15 protein-coding genes are annotated in these 17,438 nt (G+C 69.4%); all 15 read right to left on the bottom strand.

From position 1 onward, the window contains the following. The 15 genes from GBA63_RS06035 to GBA63_RS05965 are packed head-to-tail and all read right to left on the bottom strand — an operon-like array spanning position 1 to position 17,429. Entirely contained in the window at positions 1-942 is a 942-nt protein-coding gene (locus GBA63_RS06035) for a sirohydrochlorin chelatase (RefSeq protein WP_166174402.1), read from the bottom strand. Position 943: 1 nt separating this feature from the next. Beyond that, positions 944-1,528 carry a precorrin-8X methylmutase gene (locus tag GBA63_RS06030; RefSeq protein ID WP_166174400.1) on the bottom strand — a complete coding sequence of 195 codons (585 nt, stop codon included), beginning with the start codon at positions 1,526-1,528 and terminating at the stop codon, positions 944-946. After that, positions 1,525-1,728 carry a 4Fe-4S dicluster domain-containing protein gene (locus tag GBA63_RS06025; RefSeq protein ID WP_166174398.1) on the bottom strand — a complete coding sequence of 68 codons (204 nt, stop codon included), beginning with the start codon at positions 1,726-1,728 and terminating at the stop codon, positions 1,525-1,527. Before GBA63_RS06025 ends, GBA63_RS06030 begins: the two co-directional genes overlap by 4 nt. Then, positions 1,725-3,410 (bottom strand): precorrin-3B C(17)-methyltransferase, encoded by a 1,686-nt coding sequence (gene cobJ, locus GBA63_RS06020; RefSeq protein WP_166174396.1) that lies wholly within the window; start codon positions 3,408-3,410, stop codon positions 1,725-1,727. Before cobJ ends, GBA63_RS06025 begins: the two co-directional genes overlap by 4 nt. Then, complete coding sequence (gene cbiE, locus GBA63_RS06015; RefSeq protein WP_207957096.1) at positions 3,407-4,609, bottom strand: precorrin-6y C5,15-methyltransferase (decarboxylating) subunit CbiE; 1,203 nt, start codon at positions 4,607-4,609, stop codon at positions 3,407-3,409. Before cbiE ends, cobJ begins: the two co-directional genes overlap by 4 nt. Next, on the bottom strand, positions 4,606-5,778 hold the full coding sequence (locus tag GBA63_RS06010; protein ID WP_166174394.1) for a cobalt-precorrin-5B (C(1))-methyltransferase: 1,173 nt from the start codon (positions 5,776-5,778) through the stop codon (positions 4,606-4,608). The genes cbiE and GBA63_RS06010 overlap by 4 nt, the downstream gene beginning before the upstream one ends. A gap of 8 nt (positions 5,779-5,786) precedes the next feature. Further along, positions 5,787-6,554 (bottom strand): precorrin-4 C(11)-methyltransferase, encoded by a 768-nt coding sequence (gene cobM, locus GBA63_RS06005; protein WP_166174392.1) that lies wholly within the window; start codon positions 6,552-6,554, stop codon positions 5,787-5,789. Then, positions 6,547-7,260 carry a precorrin-2 C(20)-methyltransferase gene (gene cobI, locus GBA63_RS06000; RefSeq protein ID WP_166174390.1) on the bottom strand — a complete coding sequence of 238 codons (714 nt, stop codon included), beginning with the start codon at positions 7,258-7,260 and terminating at the stop codon, positions 6,547-6,549. The genes cobM and cobI overlap by 8 nt, the downstream gene beginning before the upstream one ends. Then, the gene (locus tag GBA63_RS05995; RefSeq protein ID WP_166174388.1) at positions 7,257-8,615 is read right to left on the bottom strand and encodes a cobyrinate a,c-diamide synthase; all 1,359 of its coding nucleotides are present in this window, start codon (positions 8,613-8,615) and stop codon (positions 7,257-7,259) included. Before GBA63_RS05995 ends, cobI begins: the two co-directional genes overlap by 4 nt. After that, positions 8,609-9,190, bottom strand: a complete 582-nt coding sequence (gene cobO / locus GBA63_RS05990; RefSeq protein WP_166174386.1) for a cob(I)yrinic acid a,c-diamide adenosyltransferase — start codon at positions 9,188-9,190, stop codon at positions 8,609-8,611. The genes GBA63_RS05995 and cobO overlap by 7 nt, the downstream gene beginning before the upstream one ends. Further along, positions 9,187-11,124, bottom strand: coding sequence for a putative cobaltochelatase (locus GBA63_RS05985; RefSeq protein WP_166174384.1), 1,938 nt, complete (start codon positions 11,122-11,124; stop codon positions 9,187-9,189). The genes cobO and GBA63_RS05985 overlap by 4 nt, the downstream gene beginning before the upstream one ends. After that, on the bottom strand, positions 11,121-11,300 hold the full coding sequence (locus tag GBA63_RS05980; RefSeq protein ID WP_166174382.1) for a hypothetical protein: 180 nt from the start codon (positions 11,298-11,300) through the stop codon (positions 11,121-11,123). Before GBA63_RS05980 ends, GBA63_RS05985 begins: the two co-directional genes overlap by 4 nt. Next, positions 11,297-15,067 carry a cobaltochelatase subunit CobN gene (gene cobN / locus GBA63_RS05975; protein ID WP_166174380.1) on the bottom strand — a complete coding sequence of 1,257 codons (3,771 nt, stop codon included), beginning with the start codon at positions 15,065-15,067 and terminating at the stop codon, positions 11,297-11,299. The genes GBA63_RS05980 and cobN overlap by 4 nt, the downstream gene beginning before the upstream one ends. After that, on the bottom strand, positions 15,067-16,713 hold the full coding sequence (locus tag GBA63_RS05970; protein WP_166174378.1) for a cobyric acid synthase: 1,647 nt from the start codon (positions 16,711-16,713) through the stop codon (positions 15,067-15,069). Before GBA63_RS05970 ends, cobN begins: the two co-directional genes overlap by 1 nt. Further along, a complete protein-coding gene (locus GBA63_RS05965) occupies positions 16,710-17,429 on the bottom strand; it encodes a CbtA family protein (protein WP_166174376.1) in 720 nt (239 codons plus the stop codon). Before GBA63_RS05965 ends, GBA63_RS05970 begins: the two co-directional genes overlap by 4 nt. Positions 17,430-17,438 lie beyond the last annotated feature (9 nt).

The raw sequence follows: 17,438 nt of genomic DNA, 5'->3' as shown, positions 1-17,438 counted from the left end.
CTAGTGGTGATGGCCGTGCGGGTGGTCATACCCGTGGTCGTGGCCCGGCTCATCGGGGTGGTAGTGGGGCGTGGCGGGGGCGCCCACCTTCTCCTCGAAACCGGGGAGCGCCACGCGGTGGACGCAGACGTCGCAGTTCATGCGGATATCTCCCTGAACGGCCTCGTCGTAGCGCTCCATGAGTAGATCGGCCACCCGTTCGTCGGGGCCGAAGTAGCCGGCGTAGCGAACCTCGACATCCTCGTTCCCGGCGGCGAAGGCTTCGGTCTGTTCCCGGATGCGCTCCTCGAGGACGCCGGTGAAGAGGAAGTACGAGAAGACGACGACGCGCCGCGCGCCGAGCCTGCGGCAGCGGTCGAGGCCCTCGTGGACGGTCGGCGGGGTCATGCTTACGAAGGCGCTCTCCACGAGGGGGTAAGCGCGCCCCTCGTAAAAGAGACGGGTTATCTTCGCGAGGTCCGAGTTGGCGTCGGGATCGGAGGAGCCGCGGCCCACGACCAGCACCGCCGTTTCGGATTTCTCGTCTTCGGAGACGACGGCGGAGATCCTCTCCTCCATCAGCTCCAGAAGCTCCGGGCGAACGCCGAGGGCGCGGCCGTACCGAAAGCTCATCTCGGGATGGTCCATCTTCTCGCGCACGAGCGTGGCCGGGATGTCGTCTTTGGCGTGCCCGGCGGCGAGGAGCATCAGGGGGACGGCGGCGACCTCCCGGGTCCCGCCGGCGGCGATGCTGTCTACGCACTCGCCTATCGGGGGTCTGGAAAGCTCGATAAACCCGCCCTCGACGGGCAGGGACGGGTTGCGCCCCCTCACCAGTTCCACGAGCTCGTGGAACTCCGTGGCCCCCCTCGGGTCGCGGCTGCCGTGGCCCACTATAAGGAGCGCGGGGTTCCGCTCCCCCATCTTCCCGTTCTTCTTGCCGATGCTTACCGTCTCCCGCATATCATTCCTCCTCGTAGTAGATGAGCGCGTTCAACGCCGCCGCCGCGACCGCGGAGCCACCCTTCGGCCCCCGGTTCGCCACGCCCGGCAGTTCGCTTTTCAACAGTAGCTCCTTCGACTCGGCAGCCCCGACGAAGCCGACGGGAAGCCCGATCACGAGCGCCGGACGGATGTCCGCTTCCAGTAGCCAGAAGAGCGCCGTCGGCGCGTTCCCGACGACCCAGACGGCCCCGTCGCCCACCTTCCCGGCCGCGAGCCGGAACCCCGCCGCCGAGCGTGTCAGGCCGCTCTGCTCCGAGAGTTCCCTCGCGCGAGGGTCGGAGACGAGACAGAGGGTCTCGCGCGCCGTGATGCCGGCCGCCACCATCCCGACGTCCGTCACGACGGGCGCGTCCCGGCGTAAAGCGCCGAGGCCGCGTTCGAGTGCCGGCTCGTGGAGGACGAGGCTCTCGGCGTACTCGGGGTCGGCGGAGGCGTGGATCACGCGCTCGGCGACGGCCCGGCCCAGTGGCCCGAGGTGGGAGAGGTCGACCATCTCGCGCAGGATGCGGTAGCTCTCGGCTTCGATCGGGTGTACGCGCCTCAACGCTCCTCCAACAGGACTTCGATGCAGGCGGAGACCGGGCAGACCTCTGCGCACTCGGCGCAGCCCGAGCAGCGGTCCTCCAGCACGATCAGGGGCGACCCGTACCCCCGTGGGGCCGGCCGTATCGCTTTCTCGGGGCACGTCTTTATGCACGCCCCGCAACCGGCGCAGGCGTCCGTGACGGCGAAGACTGACTTCAAGACAGGTACCCCCGCGGCGTCACCATGCGGCCTGAGACCAGAGTCGTCTGCGAGCTGCCGACGACGACGACCGTCAGCATGTCCACGTCTTCGGGGCGCAGGGAGGCGAGGTCCGTCAGGGTTACGGCCTGCGTCGGGCGGTAGGCGTCCCTGACGATGCCGACGGGGGTGTCCGGCGGGCGGTGGTCGAGGAGCATCTCTTTCACCTTGCCGAGTTGCCAGTCGCGGCCTTTCGAGCGGGGGTTGTAGAGGGAGACCACGAAGTCTCCGAAGGCCGCCGCCTCCACGCGACGCTCTATGACGGGCCACGGCGTCAGGAGGTCGGAGAGGCTTATGGAGCAGTGGTCGTGGCCGAGCGGGGAGCCGAGCAGGGATGCGGCCGCCTGGGACGCCGTTATGCCGGGGACTACCACGACGTCCACGTCGTCGCCCGCGAGCTCCAGGGTGGGCGAGGCCATCGCGTACACGCCGACGTCGCCGCTCGAGACGAGGGCCACGGCGCCGCCGGCGCGGGCCTCGTCCAGGGCCGCCTCGGCGCGGGCGATCTCGTCGCCGAGGGGCATCGTAAGGATTCGCGTGCCGGGTCTAAGCAGATGGCGAACGCGGTCGACGTACTGGCCGAGGCCGACGACGAGCTCCGAGGCGGTGAGCGCGTCGCGCGCCAGGGGCGGGATCAGGGCCTCCTCACCGGGCCCCAGGCTCACGAGCGCGAGCCTCCCCCGAACCGGCAGCCGCCCGACGGCGACCGTTGCCATCCCGGACTTCCGCTTCTCCGAGACCAGATCCGCCCCGGAGACGACCACCGAGGCCTCAGCGACGCTTGGCGTCCCGACCGCATCCCGCACGACGGAAGAGGGGTTCGGTGTCTCCACCGCGGCCAACGCCTCGGCCGGATAGAAACGCAGCGGCACGCCAAGCCTCTCCGCGGCCTCCAGAAGCCCCGCCTCGTCGCGCTTCACGTCGATGCTCGCGAGGGCGGATAGGCTCTTCTCGGAGAGCCCGGCTTCCTCGAGAGAGGCGCGTAGAAGGGCCAGGATCTCCCCGGCTGCGGCCCCCCGGCTGCAGCCGATCCCCGCAACGAGCGAAGGCGGCCTGTAGACGACCGCCGGCCCCGAAAGGTCCACCACCCGGTCGGAGACGAAGATGAGCGGTGATCCGGGCTCGTCCGAAACGATCACGTTCTCCGGCAGCGGCCCGAGCGGCCGGCGTTGATCCGAGACAAGATAGACCGGCTCGCCGGAGACGAGCGCCGCGCCGACGGCGGCGAGGTCCGGGCCGTCTTCGCGCACAAAGCCAAGATGTGCGCCGAAGGAGTCGAGCGCGGGCACGCCGAGGCCGTCGCTCGCGGTGGTGATGACGGGCGTGGCCCCCAAGGAGTCGGCGACCCGCTCGGCGAGCCGGTTCGCGCCGCCGTCGTGTCCCCCGGCGAGGGCGACGGCGAACCTCCCGGCGTCGTCCACCGTCACGACGCCGGGATCTTCCCGCTTGTCCCGAACGAGCGGGGCGATGAGACGGACGGCCGCGCCGGTGGCCAGGAAAAGCACTAAAGCGTCGCATTCGTGCCATGCCCGGTGTAGCGCCTCTCTCGGTTTGCCTTCGTAGAGGCGGGCTTCGTTCCAGGCTTCGGCGAGGTGGGCCGCTTTGCGGCGTCCGTTCGCGGTGGCGGCTATCAGCCCGATCACGTCCGGCTCCCGCAAACGACGAAGACGGCGCTCCCGGGCACGACCCTGCGCATCGCGCCGACGCCCTCCACCGGGGAGGCCTGCAGGAACGTGCTTTCGACCGTAAGCCCGCAGCCTTCGAGGATCCTGCCAGCCGGCACGACCCTCTCCAGACCAACGAGGGCCAACACGACCGACCGCCTCGCCCGCGCGGCGCAAAGTTTGACGATCTCCTCGAAGGCGCCGCCCGTTCCCCCGATAAACACGGCATCCGGCTCGGGCAGGTCCCGCAAGGCGTCCGGGGCCTCGCCCTCGACCACTGGCACGTCCACCCCGTGGCGTTCGGCGTTGCGGCGGAGGCGGGCGCAGCTCTCGGGGTCGCGTTCGACGGCTATGGCGGCGGCGCCGAGGCGGGCGCACTCTATGGCGACGGAGCCGGAGCCGGAACCGACGTCCCAGACGAGGTCGCCGGGGCCCGGGCCGAGGCGGGAGAGTACGAAGGCGCGGGTAGGGCCCTTCGTGATCATGCCAGACCGGTGCTCGAACTGGTCCTCCGGCAAGGCCCACCGTTCCGGGCTCCCGATGCCCGAGGAGATCCAACCCTTCTTACGGGCGGTTCTCCCCTCGTCGAGCACGAGCACCACGTTTGGGTCTTCCCACTTCATACCCGCGACTTCTGCGGCATCGCCCCGAAAAACGCTCTCTTCCGTCCTTCCTAGCCTCTCGGCGACGACGAAGGTGCGGCCGAGACCGCCCAACTCTTTCGCCAACTCGGCCGGCCCGAAGTCGGGGGAGGTGAGCACGGCGACCTTGGGGTGGGCGCGGCAGACGTTCACGGCCCGGCGGGGTTCGCGGCCGTGGGCGCTCACGGTGACCGCGTCGTCCCAGGAGATCCCGGCCCGGGCGAAAGCGAGGGCGACCGATGAGGAAGCAGGCATGACCCGCAAAGCCCCCGACCCGAACTTTTCCGCGAGCAGGCGCACGATACCGAAAAACCCGGGGTCTCCCGAGGCGAGCACGACTACCGGACCACTCTCCGTTTCTATCCGGGAGAGCGCACCGGAGAGGTCTCCCTCGAAAGAAACCGCGCGTTCGGGTTCTATGGCCAGGTCTTCCAGATGGCGCTTCCCTCCGGCCACGAGCGCCGCCCCTTCGAGCAGTTCGATGGCCTCCGGGGACCGGGGGCTTCCGTCGAGGCCGATCACGGCTATGCGGCTCACGCGGCGCCCCAGGCGGTCTTTTCGAGGGCGCCGGGGCTCGCGCCGGTCGGGTCCAGGGTGTCGAAGTCGACCAGGATGACGTGGACTTCGAGCTTGTGCTCCGCGTACTCCATCAGGTTGTTCGCGGCCTCCTCGCAGAGAAGGTGGGGGGCCTCGTCCAGGTGCGCGGAGCGCCAGATTTCGTAGGCGTGGCGGGCGGTGTTCGCCTCTTTGACCTGCGAGAGGAGGGCCGGGTCTCCCCCTGCCTTCTCCGTTACCTCGGCCAGCAGCGTATTGTCCACCTTCGAGCGGGTCCAGTGGGTCATCATCACGCCCGCGGCGAGCTTGGAGATCTTGCCCGCCATCCCGACGAAGAAGCAAGTACCGAGCCCGTTCTCGACGGCGCGCTTGATCGCCTGCCCGGTAAAGTCCCCAACCTCTATAAAGCAGACCTCTTCGAGCTCCGGCAAGAGGCGCATGGCGGCCTTCTCCGTGAGGCCCCCGGTCGAGAGGACGAAGGTGCCCTGTCCCTGGGCGCCCATGACGTTGACGGCCTGCACGACGCTCGCGGCCCACGCCGCGGTGGAGAAGGGACGCACGATGCCGGTGGTGCCGAGGATGGAGATGCCGCCGACGATGCCGAGGCGGGCGTTCGTCGTCTTCTCTGCCATCCCTTCGCCGCCGGGGACGCTGATGACTACGCGGACGCCGCGCTTCTCGGGGTCGAGCGCCTCCCGGACCGAGTAGGAGATCATGCGCCGCGGCGTGTCGTTTATCGCAGGCCCCCCGACAGCGAGACCGAGCCCCGGCTTCGTCACGAGCCCGACGCCCTCGCCCCGGTCCAACTCCACTCCCGCCTCCGCTCTCCACGAGACGCGGGCCGTGAGGTGGGCACCGTCCGTGACGTCCGGGTCGTCACCCGCGTCCTTGACGACGACGGCCTCGGCCCAGGCCCCTTCATTGTCCAGGTCGCACCGCTCGACGGGGAACTCGACGCGCCGCTCCTCGCCTTTTTTGGGGAGCTTTATGTCCACGCGGGCCTGGGGTTCGCCGCTGGCGAGGGCGAGGGCGGCGGCTTTGGCCGCCGCGGCGGAGCAGGCGCCGGTCGTCCAGCCGGTCCTGAGCTTTTCGCCCTTGACCTTCGCCATGCTCGGCGGCATGGAGGGCTCCCTGAGCTTGCGCGGGGGCATCGGGTGTTCTAGGCCTCCTGGCTCGCCCGGCGGAACATGTGGGAGAACTCGGGGCTGTAGAGGTGGGAGCGGGTGCCGCCCGCGCCGAGGCCGGGGCCTACCAGGATCAGGGCCTGGCGCGTGAACCCGGCGGCCCTTATTCGGTCGGCCAACTCTTCCAGCCGGCACTCGATGACCTCCTCGTCGGGCCAACTCGCCCGGTAGACGACGGCGCAGGGCGTCTCGGGGGCGTAGCCGCCTTCGAGCAGGTCCTCCTGCAGGGCGCGCGGTTTGGCTGCGGAGAGGAAGATCGCCATCGTCGTCCCGTGCGCCGCGAAGCCCCTTATGTCCTCGCCGTCGGGCATCGGGGTGCGGCTCGCCCGGCGCGTCAGGATGACGGACTGGGAGACCTCGGGCACGGTCAGCTCCCGCCCGATGGCCGCGGCGGCGGCGCCGAGGGAGGAGACGCCCGGGACTATCTCCCATTCGAGGCCCATCTCTTCGCACAGCTCGATCTGCTCCAGTACGGCCCCGTAGAGGCTGGGGTCCCCGGAGTGGACCCGCGCGACCTTCAAGTCCTCGTCGACCGCGCGCTCGTAGAGGGCCCTGACCCCTTCGAGCGGGATGGTGGTGGATTCCACTATCTCCGCGTCGGGGCCGGCGTGTTCGAGAACGCCCTCGTGGACGAGGCTCCTGGCCCAGATGATCACGTCCGCTTCGCCGATTAGACCGGCGCCCCGGATCGTCAAGAGGTCCGGAGAGCCCGGACCCGCCCCTATAAACCAGACCTTACCCAAGCTCTCCGCCCTTCCTCGTGAAGATCACAGTAGACAGGTACGTCCCCTCCCGGCCCTCCATCTCCGACGCCGGGACCACCTCCTCGCCCTCGATCCCGAGCCTCGCCCCGTACACCGCCTCCTCCAGCCGCCCCGCCTCCCCTGCCACCCCGAGCACCTCCCGGATACGACTCCCACCCTTGTAGCAGACGACCGTCTCGAACGAGGCCAAAGATCCCCGCAGATGCTCTTCCCCGGCCGTGAAGGGCAGCAACGCCAGCCGCTCGTCGCCCTCCAATAACACAGTTCCGCTCCGCGAGGCCAGGTCTTGCATCGCGGTGATGCCCGGCACCGTCTCCACCTCTACCTCTGGTAGCGTCCCCCTCACCCTCCGCGCGAGGTACGTGAACGTCGAGTACACGTTGGGGTCGCCGATGGTCGCGAACGAGCAAGTCTTGCCTTCTCGCAGGTGCCCCGAGACCTCGCGGGCGGCCTCCGTCCAGTTCCGTTCCCGGGCCTCGACGTCGTCTGAGAGCGCGAAGAGCAACCGGCGTATGCGCCCCTCGTCCAGGTACTCGCGCACCGTCGCCTCCGCCCGCCCGATTTCGCCCGTATCCGCGACGGGCACGAAGACCTCGTCGGCCTCCCGCAGCGCCCTGAGCCCCTTGATGGTCAAAAGCTCGGGGTCACCGGGCCCCACGCCAACCCCGACGAGCCGCCCGCTCATACCCCAACCTCTGCCCGTTCCGCGGCCCGCAGGAAGCGCCTCGGCAACCCGGGCGTCGAGGCCCAGTGGGTGTGAAGGTAGCTTGCGTGGACGCCGCCGGCCACGAAGCCTTCCGTGCCGCGGCCGGCCAGGTCCCACGCGGGGGTCTCCCCGGCGGTCGGTTCGGTGGCCGAGTAGTGGAACTCGTGGCCGCGGACGAGCGTGTCCGTTTCCGCAAGCGGCGAGTCCGCGACAGCCCGCGCCTCCCGGTATCCGAGCTTGAGGCGGCCCGTCATATGGGCCGTGGCGTCGAGAACGCCGCACATGGGTTTCCCGTCCAGCTCGCGGGCCAGGTACAACAGGCCGCCGCACTCGGCGACCACGGGCCGGCCTTCGGCGGCGAAGCGCCTGACGCTCTCCTTCATCGGTTCGTTGGCCGAGAGGGCTTCGGCGTAGGTCTCCGGGAAGCCGCCGCCGAGGTACAGGGCGTCCGTTCCGGCAGGCAGGGCATCGTCGGAGGTGGGGTCGAAGTAGGCCACTTCGGCCCCCGCTCCTTCCAGCAACTCCACGTTCTCCCTGTACAGGAAGCTGAAGGACGGGCCGGCGGCGACCGCGACCCGGACACCTTCCGTCCTCTCCCCTCCCGGTGCCTCGGGGCTCCAGGCTTTCGCGTGGAGCCTCCCGGCCGAGGAGGCTACCTTCAGGACGGCGTCGAGGTCCAGGGAACGGGCGACGACGTCGCCGAGCGCATCCAGGGACCTTCCGGCCTCCGCGCGGCGCTCGGCGGCGGGGACGAGGCCGAGGTGCCGGTCGGGCGTGCGTACGGCGTCGTCGCGGCGCAGCACGCCGAGGACCGGGATACCGAGCGGGGCGAGAGCCTCGCGGAGCATCTGTTCGTGCCTGTCGGAGCCGACGCGGTTCAGGACGACGCCGGCGAGGCGCAGGTCAGGGTCGAAGGTCGCGTAGCCGTGGACCATCGCGGCGGCGGAGCGGGCCATCGCCGATCCGTCCACGACGAGGACGACCGGCGCGTCCAGGAGCTTCGCGACGTGGGCGGTGGACGCCAGCTCTCCCCCGCCGCCCTTGCCGTCGAAGAGCCCCATGACGCCCTCGATCACGGCGACGTTCGCGTCCCGTGCTCCGTGGGCGAAGAGCGGCCCGACCAGATCCGGCCCGGAGAGGAAGGCGTCGAGGTTGCGGCCCGGCCTTCCGGCGGCGAGGGAGTGGTAAGAGGGGTCTATGAAGTCCGGGCCCACTTTGAAGGGGGCTACGCGGAGGCCGCGGCTAGAGAGGGCGGCCATCAGGCCGGAGGCGATGGTCGTCTTGCCGACGCCCGAGTGGGTGCCCGCGACTACTATGCGCGGGGTGCCTACCACTCGATACCTTTCTGGCCCCGGTAGCCCTCGTCCATCGGGTGCTTGACCTTCCGGACCTCGCTAACGAGGTCGGCGGCCTCGATGAGCTCCGGCGGCGCGTCGCGGCCCGTGACGATTACGTGCTGGAAGCCGGGGCGGTTCTTGAGGACCTCGACGACCTCGTTCGTGTCGACCCAGCCGAACTTCATGGGGTAGGTGAACTCGTCGAGGAGGAGCATGTCGTAGGTCTCGTCGGCGAGGCGGCGCTTGACCTCTTCCCAGCCCTCCCGGGCCAGGTCGGCTGAGTGTTCGAGGTCCTTTACCGTCCAGGTCCAGCCGTCGCCCTGCTTGAACCAGTCTATGTTGCCCAAAGCCTCGGCGGCCTGCTGTTCGCCGACGTTCCACTTGCCGGACTTTACGAACTGGTAGACGCCGACGCGGTAGCCGCGGGCCCACCCGCGGAGCATGATCCCAAACGAAGCCGTGCTCTTGCCCTTCCCGTGCCCGGTGTTGACGACCAACAGCGGCCTCTCCCTGTTGGACCTTCGCCGTAGCCTCTGCTCCCGCGGTTCCCGCTGCTGCTCCGTCTCGCTCACGCCACCCTCTTCCTCTCGACCAACTCCACGAGCGACTCGGCCCGCAGGTCCTCCAGGCGCAGGCACCGCGCACCCATCGCCTCCGCCACCCCCGCGGCCATCCCGAGTCGCACGTTACCCTCCTCCGTGTCCACCACGAACGACGCAGCTCCGAGAGATCTCAACCCCGCAGCCGCCACGCGCGGGTCTGGGCCCGCCGTCGCCCGCCCGTCCGTGAGCAGGACGAGGAGCGGTCTCCGCTCCCCGTCGCGCAGGCCCTCCCGTTGTAGCACCTCGGCCGCCCTGACGAGGCCGGCCGCCAGCGGCGTGCGTCCCCCGGTGGGGAGGTCTTCGAGGCGCGAGGCCGCGAGTTCGACGCTTGATGTCGGGGGAAGGAGCATCTGGGCGGTCCCTCCCCGGAAGGAGATCAGGGAGATCTTGTCCCGCCGCTGGTAAGCGTCGCCCAGCAAGGAAAGTACGGCCCCCTTCACGGCGGACATACGCTTCCTGGCCGCCATCGAGCCGCTCGCGTCAACAAGAAAGAGGATCAGGTTCCCCTCCCGGCCTTCCCGCACGTTCTCCCTCAAGTCCACGGGTCTCACCACGAGCCCCGCACCACTCCGCCCACGTCCCTTCTGATACGGGGCCGCGGTCCTCACCGTCGCCGCCAGGGCGACATCCGCGGGCCTTCCAGCGTTCTCCTTATCTCCGACCGGATGCCCCGTCTGCCCCACCGAGCGGCTCCGGCGCCCGAGCGGACCGCCGCGTCCCTTGTCTTCCCGCTCCAGCCGCACCGGCCTGAAGGGCTCCTCGGAGGCGTGGCCCCGCTCCCCGGCGCCAGTCCGCGATTCGGAAGGCTCGGAGCCCCGCCGGGGTTCCTGCGGGCCTTCCGACCCGCTGCCTTTCTCCGGTGGGCCACCGCCACCGTCCGGGTCGTCCGGAGGGTCCGGGTCGGAGAGGGCGTCTTCTATCTCCTGGGGGTCTATGCCGGGTTGTTCGAAGGGGCCGCGCCGGCGGCGGTGGGAGAGGGCGAGCAGGGCGGCCCGTTTCACGTCGTCGAGGATCACCTCGTCGCGGGCGTCCCAGGCGGCTAAAGTACGGGCCGTCTTCGCGGTAACTATGTCGCCGCGCAGGCCGTCCACCTCAAGGTCGGCGCAAAGAGTCGAGATCGCGACGAGCGTCTCCTCGCCGAGATGCACGCCGGGAAGCCGCCCCCGCGCCGCTGCTACGGAGGAGGCGAGATCTTCCTCGGCGCCGGACCACTTTTCCGCGAACTCCCTCGGGTCGGCCTCGTAGTGCAGGCGGCGACGGACGACCTCGACCCTTTCGTCGGGTTCGGGGCTGCCGGAGACCTCGACCGTGATCCCAAACCGGTCAAGAAGCTGCGGCCTTAGCTCCCCCTCCTCCGGGTTCATGGTCCCGACCAGTATGAACCGCGACGGGTGCCGCACGCTAACCCCCTCCCGCTCGACGTGGTTGGTCCCCATAGCGGCCACGTCGAGCAGCAGGTCGACCAGATGGTCCGAGAGCAGGTTCACCTCATCCACGTACAAGATGCCCCTGTGGGCCAGGGCCAGCAGCCCGGGCTCGAACGTCTTGCGCCCCTCAGCCAGCGCCTTCTCGATATCCAGCGTCCCCGCCAGCCGGTCCGTGCTCGCCCCAACGGGCAACTCCACTAGCCGCACGGGCCGGGTCTCGGTCGGCGCGTCGGCCGGGTGGGGCCCCGCCGGGCACTCCGGGTTCGGATTCTCCGGGTCGCAGGAGTACGGGCAGGTCGAGATCACCTCTATCGGGGGCAGAAGCTTCGCCAACGCCCGCACCGCCGTGGACTTGGCGGTCCCCTTCTCGCCGCGCACGAGAACGCCGCCGACCTCGGGCGAGACCGCGTTCAACAGCAGGGCAAGCTTCAGGTCGTCCTGGCCCACGATTGCCGAGAGGGGGTATGGTGCGATCATCGGCGGAACATCCTTGCCGCGGAAACCACGATCCCCACCAGCCCGCCTACGAACAGTAGGGCGACCAAAGCCCCAAACAGGAACCCGGAATCCAGGACCTTCGGGAAGAGCAAGTTGAACACAAAGATACCGGCCAACCCTCCCAGGAGGGCGTACCCGATCGGACTCCTTCTCAAGATCTCTCCTCAAGCATTCCCTCGTTCTCCAGGTACGCCGCCTTGAGCGCCTGCAGGTCTTCGGGGTCGGGCTCCGACCAGAGGCCGCGCTCTGCTGCCTCCAGTAGGCGCTCGCTTATGGCGCGCAGGGCCCAGGGGTTCGACTGCTGCATGAAGTCCCGCACGCCCTCATCGAGGACGTACTTGCGGGTCACGTCGCGGTACATCCAGTCTTCGACGACGCCCGCGGTGGCGTCGTAGCCGAAGAGGTAGTCGACGGTTGCGGAGAGCTCGAAGGCGCCCTTGTAGCCGTGGCGTTGCATGGCCTCGATCCACTTCGGGTTCGCGACCCGGCTGCGGAATACGCGCCTGGCCTCCTCAGACAGGGTCCTCGTCTTTACCCTGGAGGGATCTGCCGAGTCGCCTATGAACGCCTTCGGGTCGCGGCCGGTCAGGGCGCGGACGGCGGCGATCATGCCCCCGTGGTACTGGAAGTAGTCGTCCGAATCGAACAGGTCGTGCTCGCGGTTGTCCACGTTCTTTACGGCGACCTCGGTGCGCCTGAGGTTGTCCTCCATCGCCCCCCGCGCCTCCACCCCGTCAAGGCCCTTGCCGTAGGCGTAGCCCCCCCAGACGGCGTAGACCTCGGCGAGATCCGCGTCGTCGCGCCAGTTGCGGGCGTCCATGAGGGGAAGGAGGCCCGCCCCGTAGGCGCCGGGTTTGGAGCCGAAGATGCGGGTGGTCGAACGGCGCTCGTCGGCGCCGTTCTTTCTCTCTTCATCGGCGTGCTTCTTGACGAAGTTCGCGTTCTCCGGCTCGTCGAGGTTGGCGACGGTGGTGAAGGCCTCGTCCATCAGGGAGATGAGGTTCGGAAAAGCGTCCCTGAAGAAGCCGCTGATCCTGACGGTCACGTCGATCCGGGGCCGACCGAGTTCTTCTGGCGAGACCACTTCGAGTCCCGTAACCCGCCGCGACTCCTCGTTCCATACCGGCCTGACGCCGAGAAGCGCTAAAATCTCCGCGATGTCGTCCCCCTGCGTCCGCATCGCCGCCGTCCCCCACACCACGATCCCGACGGTCTCGGGGTACCGCCCCTCTTCTTCGAGATACCGCCGCAACAGACCATCCGCGAGCCCCCGCCCGACCTCCCACGAGAGCGCGCTCGGCAAAGCCTTCGGGTCGACGGAGTAGAAATTCCTCCCCGTCGGCAACACGTTGACCAGCCCCCGCGTCGGCGACCCGGACGGCCCGGCGGGCACGTACCCGCCCCCGAGCCCGCCGAGCAAATTCCCCATCTCCTCCGGCGTCCGTACCAGCCGCGGCACGACCTCCCCCGCCGCGAACCGCAACGACCGCTCCACACCCGCGTCTGCGCGGCCCAGGACTTCCTCGCACACGGACCCGGCGGCTTCGACGTCCCAGCCGCGCCTCTCCATCGCAAGCAGAAGAGCCTGCTGCGCCTCCTCCAGCCGGTCGATCAGGTCCGAAGCCGTCGCCACCACGCCCGGGAACCGTCCGGCGAGCGCGGCGGGCGCCTCCGCCCTGGCGCCCCCGCCCTCCGCGAGCTCTCTCTCGTCCAGGCCGTACGCGTCTCCGATGGCGCGGCGCAGTCCGGACATTTGTCCGCTTCCTATACGGAGGATGGCCGCGAGGAGGTATCGGAAGGGCTCTCCTTCGGGGGTTTCGCCGAGGATGTGTAGCCCGCCCCTTATGGGGAGGTCCTTTATCTCGCAGAGGTAGCCGTCGACGTGGTTGAGGAAGTCGCCGAACTCTTCGGGTTGTTCTTCGACGCCGAGGTCGCGGTGGAGTTCGGCGTCGCGGAGGGTCTCCCAGATCCGGACGCGGATGGCGGGGAGCTTGGATGGGTCGAGGGTCTCCACCTGGTAGTACTCGTCGAGTAGCTGTTCGAGCTTCGCGAGGTCGTCATAGGTGTCCGAGCGGGTCATCGGGGGGATCAGGTGGTCCACCACCGTCGCGTGCGCCCGCCGCTTGGCCTGCGTACCTTCTCCGGGGTCGTTGACGACGAACGGGTAGAAGAGCGGGACGTCGCGCAGGGCGGCGTCCGGGGCGCAGTCCGGCGAGAGGCCGAGCGACTTGCCCGGCAGCCACTCCAGGGTCCCGTGCTTGCCGAGGTGGACCACCGCGTCGGCGCCGAACTCTTCGATCAGCCACCAGTAGGCGGCGAGGTAGTGGTGGGTCGGGGGCAGGTCCGGGTCGTGGTAGATCGCGATGGGGTTCTCCCCGAACCCCCTGGGCGGCTGAATACCCACGAAGACGTTCCCGAAAGAGAGCCCGGCGACGACGAACTCGCCGCCGTCAACGTAGAGGTCCCCGGGTGGATCCCCCCAGTGCCTCTCGACCCCGCTTTGCAACCCTTCAGGTAGCCGGGCGAACCATTCAGCGTAGCGTTTCGCGTCCAGGCGTCCCGCGGCGCCGGAGAGTTGTTCGCCGGTCAAAAACTCGAGGTCGTGGCCGCCGGCGGCTATGAGGGCGTGGATCAACTCGTCCCCGTCGTCCGGCGCGCCGTCCACGTCGTAGCCCGCCTCGCGCAGCGCGGCGAGCAATTTTATGGCGCTCACGGGGGTATCCAGCCCGACGGCGTTTCCGACGCGGGAGTGCTTGGTCGGGTAGTTGGAGAGTAGGACTGCAACCTTCTTGCTCTCGTTCGGGACGCGGCGGAGCCGGGCGAAGCGGGTGGCGAGGCCGGCGAGGCGGGCGGTCCTTTCAGGATCGGCGCGGTAGAGGGTGAGCGGGGCGCCGACGGGCGATTCCTGGGCCTGGCGTTCCTTGAAGGAGAAGGGGACGCCGATGACGCGGCCGTCAAACTCCGGGATGGCGACCTGCCAGGCGGTGTCTAAAGGTGAGAGGCCCGCATCCGAGGCGAGCCACGCCTCGCGGGATCCCGTCGTGCAGATCCCCTGCACGACGGGGACGCCGAGCTCGGCGAGCGCGGGCACCTCCCACTCAAGCCACTCCTCCGGCGAACCGGCCCTGTGGGCGTCGGCGGCGTTCGAACCGCCCCCTGCGAGCACGGTCGTCACCAGGGAATCTACCTTACCCTTGATCAGATCCAGCGCCGGCACCGACCCGTCGGCGCCAGCCCGCAGCGAGTAGCCGAAGACCGGGAGCGCGTTCGCGCCCGCCTCTTCCAGGGCCTCGACCAGCGCGTCCACGAAGGCCGTGTTGCCCCCCATCCAGTGCGCCCTATAGAAGACTACCCCGACGGTCGGAAGCCCCGGGTCGTGCAGCGCCAAAAGGTCTTCGATCGAAGACCCTTCGGCGAGGCGCGGGTGGTAGACGCCCACGTCCGGCAGGGCCGCCGCGGGCTCGAAGCCGAAGCCCTCCATGAGCACCGTGTCGGCGACAAACCGCAAGAGGTTCCCGGTGTTCGTCACGCCCCCGAGGCGCAGGTACTCGAAAGCCTCCAGCACCGTCCCCGACGGAACCGTCGAGAGGGCCGTCAGCTCCGCGTCGGGTTCGGCCTCCCCGCCGAAGAGGAGCAAGGGTATCCCCGCCTCGTCGCAGCGCCGGCGCAGGGCTTCCAACCCCTCGGGCCACGCCCGCCGCCCGCCGAGCAGGCGCACCAGCACGGCCCGCGCGCCCGGAAGCTCCCCTCCAAAGAACGCCGCCGGGTCGTCCAGGGTGACCGGGTTGGCGCACCGGACGGAGGGGAAGCCTTCGGGGAGGCGTTCGGCGGCCTTCGCGGCGGCCAGGATCTCGGTATCGGCGGTGGTCAGGAAGAGCAGCTTCGCTGCTCTTGCGCTTTCAGCTTTCAGCCCGTCAGCCATCAGCTTTTGCTCCGTGGGTTGTCGTTGCTCGTTGCCGCAAACACGGCCGGTTCTGGTGCCGGAACCCCGCCCTTTCTTGGTGGGATATCCGTGTCCGGGTCTGGAAGACCCGCGTCGGTGGTTTGCCGATCGCTGAAAGCTGATAGTTGAGCGCTCACCACGGGCATTCCTGCCGGCGCGCCGTTCTCCACGATACGCATCAACGCCTCCCTGTTCACGTTCTCTGCTACGAGGTCGCCTAGCGTTTCGAGCTGGGCTTCGCGGGCGGCGGCGAAGGGTTCTTCTCCCGGCCTCCAGTCGAGGTTGCGTTCGGCGGCGGCCCACGAGAGCAGGGCGCGGCGGAAGGCGTCGGATTCGAGGACGCCGTGCCAGGAGGTGCCCAAAGTCGCGCCGGCCCGGCAGCCCTCGGGGCCGGTCTCCGTGGAGAAGAGCGGGTCGCCGTGGACGCTCGTCCTGCCGTGGTGGATCTCGTACCCCGAGACCGGCGCGTCTCCGAATCCGGGGGCCCGTCCTTCTGGCCGGGCAAGTACCTTGTCGCTTTCGAAGACGGTCTCGACGGGCAAAAGGCCGAGGCCCGGGGTCTCGGGCGTCGCGCTCTCCACGCCGTCCGCGATGCGGGTCCCCAGCATCTGGTACCCGCCGCAGATGCCGAGCGTCGGCAGCCCGCGCCGCGCCCGCTCGGTGAAGGCCAGATCCAGGCCCCCCGAACGCAGAAGCCGGAGGTCATCCACGGTCGCCTTGGTACCGGGGATTACGGCAAGGTCGGCGTCCAACAACTCCTCGTAAGACCCGGTGAAGCGGACCGACACGCCGGGCTCGTGGGCCAGGGCGTCGAAGTCCGTGAAGTTGCTGATGCGCCCGAGCCTCGCCACGGCCACGCGCAACACGTCCCGTCCGAGCGGGGATCTCACGGAGCGCGGCGCGTCCAGCGCGAGCGAGTCCTCGCCGTCGATGCCGAGGCCCCGCGCGAAGGGGAGGGTGCCGAGGAAGGGGCGTCCGGTGAGGGCGGTCATCCGGTCCAGGCCCGGGGCCAGGACCGCGGGGTCGCCGCGGAACTTGTTGACCAGAAACCCGGAGAGCAAGGACTGATCTCCTGCAGAAAGCAAGGCGAGGGTCCCGTAGAGGCTCGCGAAGAGGCCGCCGCGGTCGATGTCCCCGACCAGGAGGACGGGCAGGTTCGCGGCCCTCGCGAGGCCCATGTTCGCGAGGTCGTTCTGCCTCAGGTTGATCTCCGCCGGGCTCCCGGCCCCCTCGCAGACCACCACCTCGAACCGCGAACGCAAATCCTCCAGGGATTCCAGGACTATCGGCAGCAGGTCCTTCTTCATGGAGCCGTAGCTCTTCGCGCTTGCCGTGGCCCACGGCTTGCCGCGCACGACGACCTGGGTGGTGCGTTCGGCTGAGGGTTTCAGCAGCACGGGGTTCATGGCGGCCTCGGGTTCTATTCGGGCCGCGGCGGCCTGGGCGGCCTGGGCGCGCCCGATCTCGGCCCCCTCCCGCGTGACGAACGAGTTGAGCGCCATGTTCTGCGCCTTGAACGGCGCGACGCTTATCCCCTCCCGCGCGAGCCACCGGCAAATGCCGGCGACGACCACGCTCTTGCCCGCGTCCGAGTGGGTGCCGGCGACCAGCAGGGCGCCGTTCAAAGCGGCGCCTGTTTGCGGTTCGCCCGCTCGCAGAGGGCGCCGAACACGACCCCGAGCCCAGTCCAGAGGACGACCTGCGTGCCGAGCGACGAGATCCGGAAATCCCACAGCAGGCCCGCCGGAAAATCGCCCGGGTCGGCGGAGGCGGGCAAAGTCACGAAGAGCACGGAGAAGAGGATCACGAGCCCAATCCCCACGGCGATCTGGCGCGCGGGCTGGCTCACGCCGCGGTCCCGGAGCAGCTTCGCCGCGTACCAGGCGGCGAGAACGGCGAGCAGGGAGAGCCCGACCAGGGCGAAGTACGCGGTGGTGCGGGCACCGATGGTCTCGGGGTCGCCGACCGTAGGTGGGTTCGCGGGGTATTTGATGAACGGGATCAGGGCGAAGCCAGCGAAGATCGCCGCCGACAACGAGAGGCTGCGCCCCCAGTCGCTGCTCTGCCCCATCCGGCCGCGCAAGAACGCGAAGGCCATCCCGAAAAGCCCGCCGAGGAACGTCCCCGAGAGTCCCGTGGCGAAGAACAGGCCAGCCTTCTGTGTGGTCCTGCCGAAGACCTCGTCTTCGGCACCGTGTCCGGCGCTACCGTGGGCGTGGGACTCTTCCAGGGCTATCGCGCGGTCGAGCAGCGGCTCTCCCACGAAGAAGGCGAAGAGGCCGGCGAGGAGGCCCGCCAGCAGGCCGGCGGCCAGGCCGCGGCGCAGGTAGGGCGAGATCATATGTCAGCC

It is taken from the genome of Rubrobacter tropicus, assembly GCF_011492945.1.
Classification (GTDB): Bacteria; Actinomycetota; Rubrobacteria; order Rubrobacterales; family Rubrobacteraceae; genus Rubrobacter_D; species Rubrobacter_D tropicus.
Note: the sequence above shows the minus strand (reverse complement) of the source record. Positions and strands in the feature narration are given on the sequence as shown.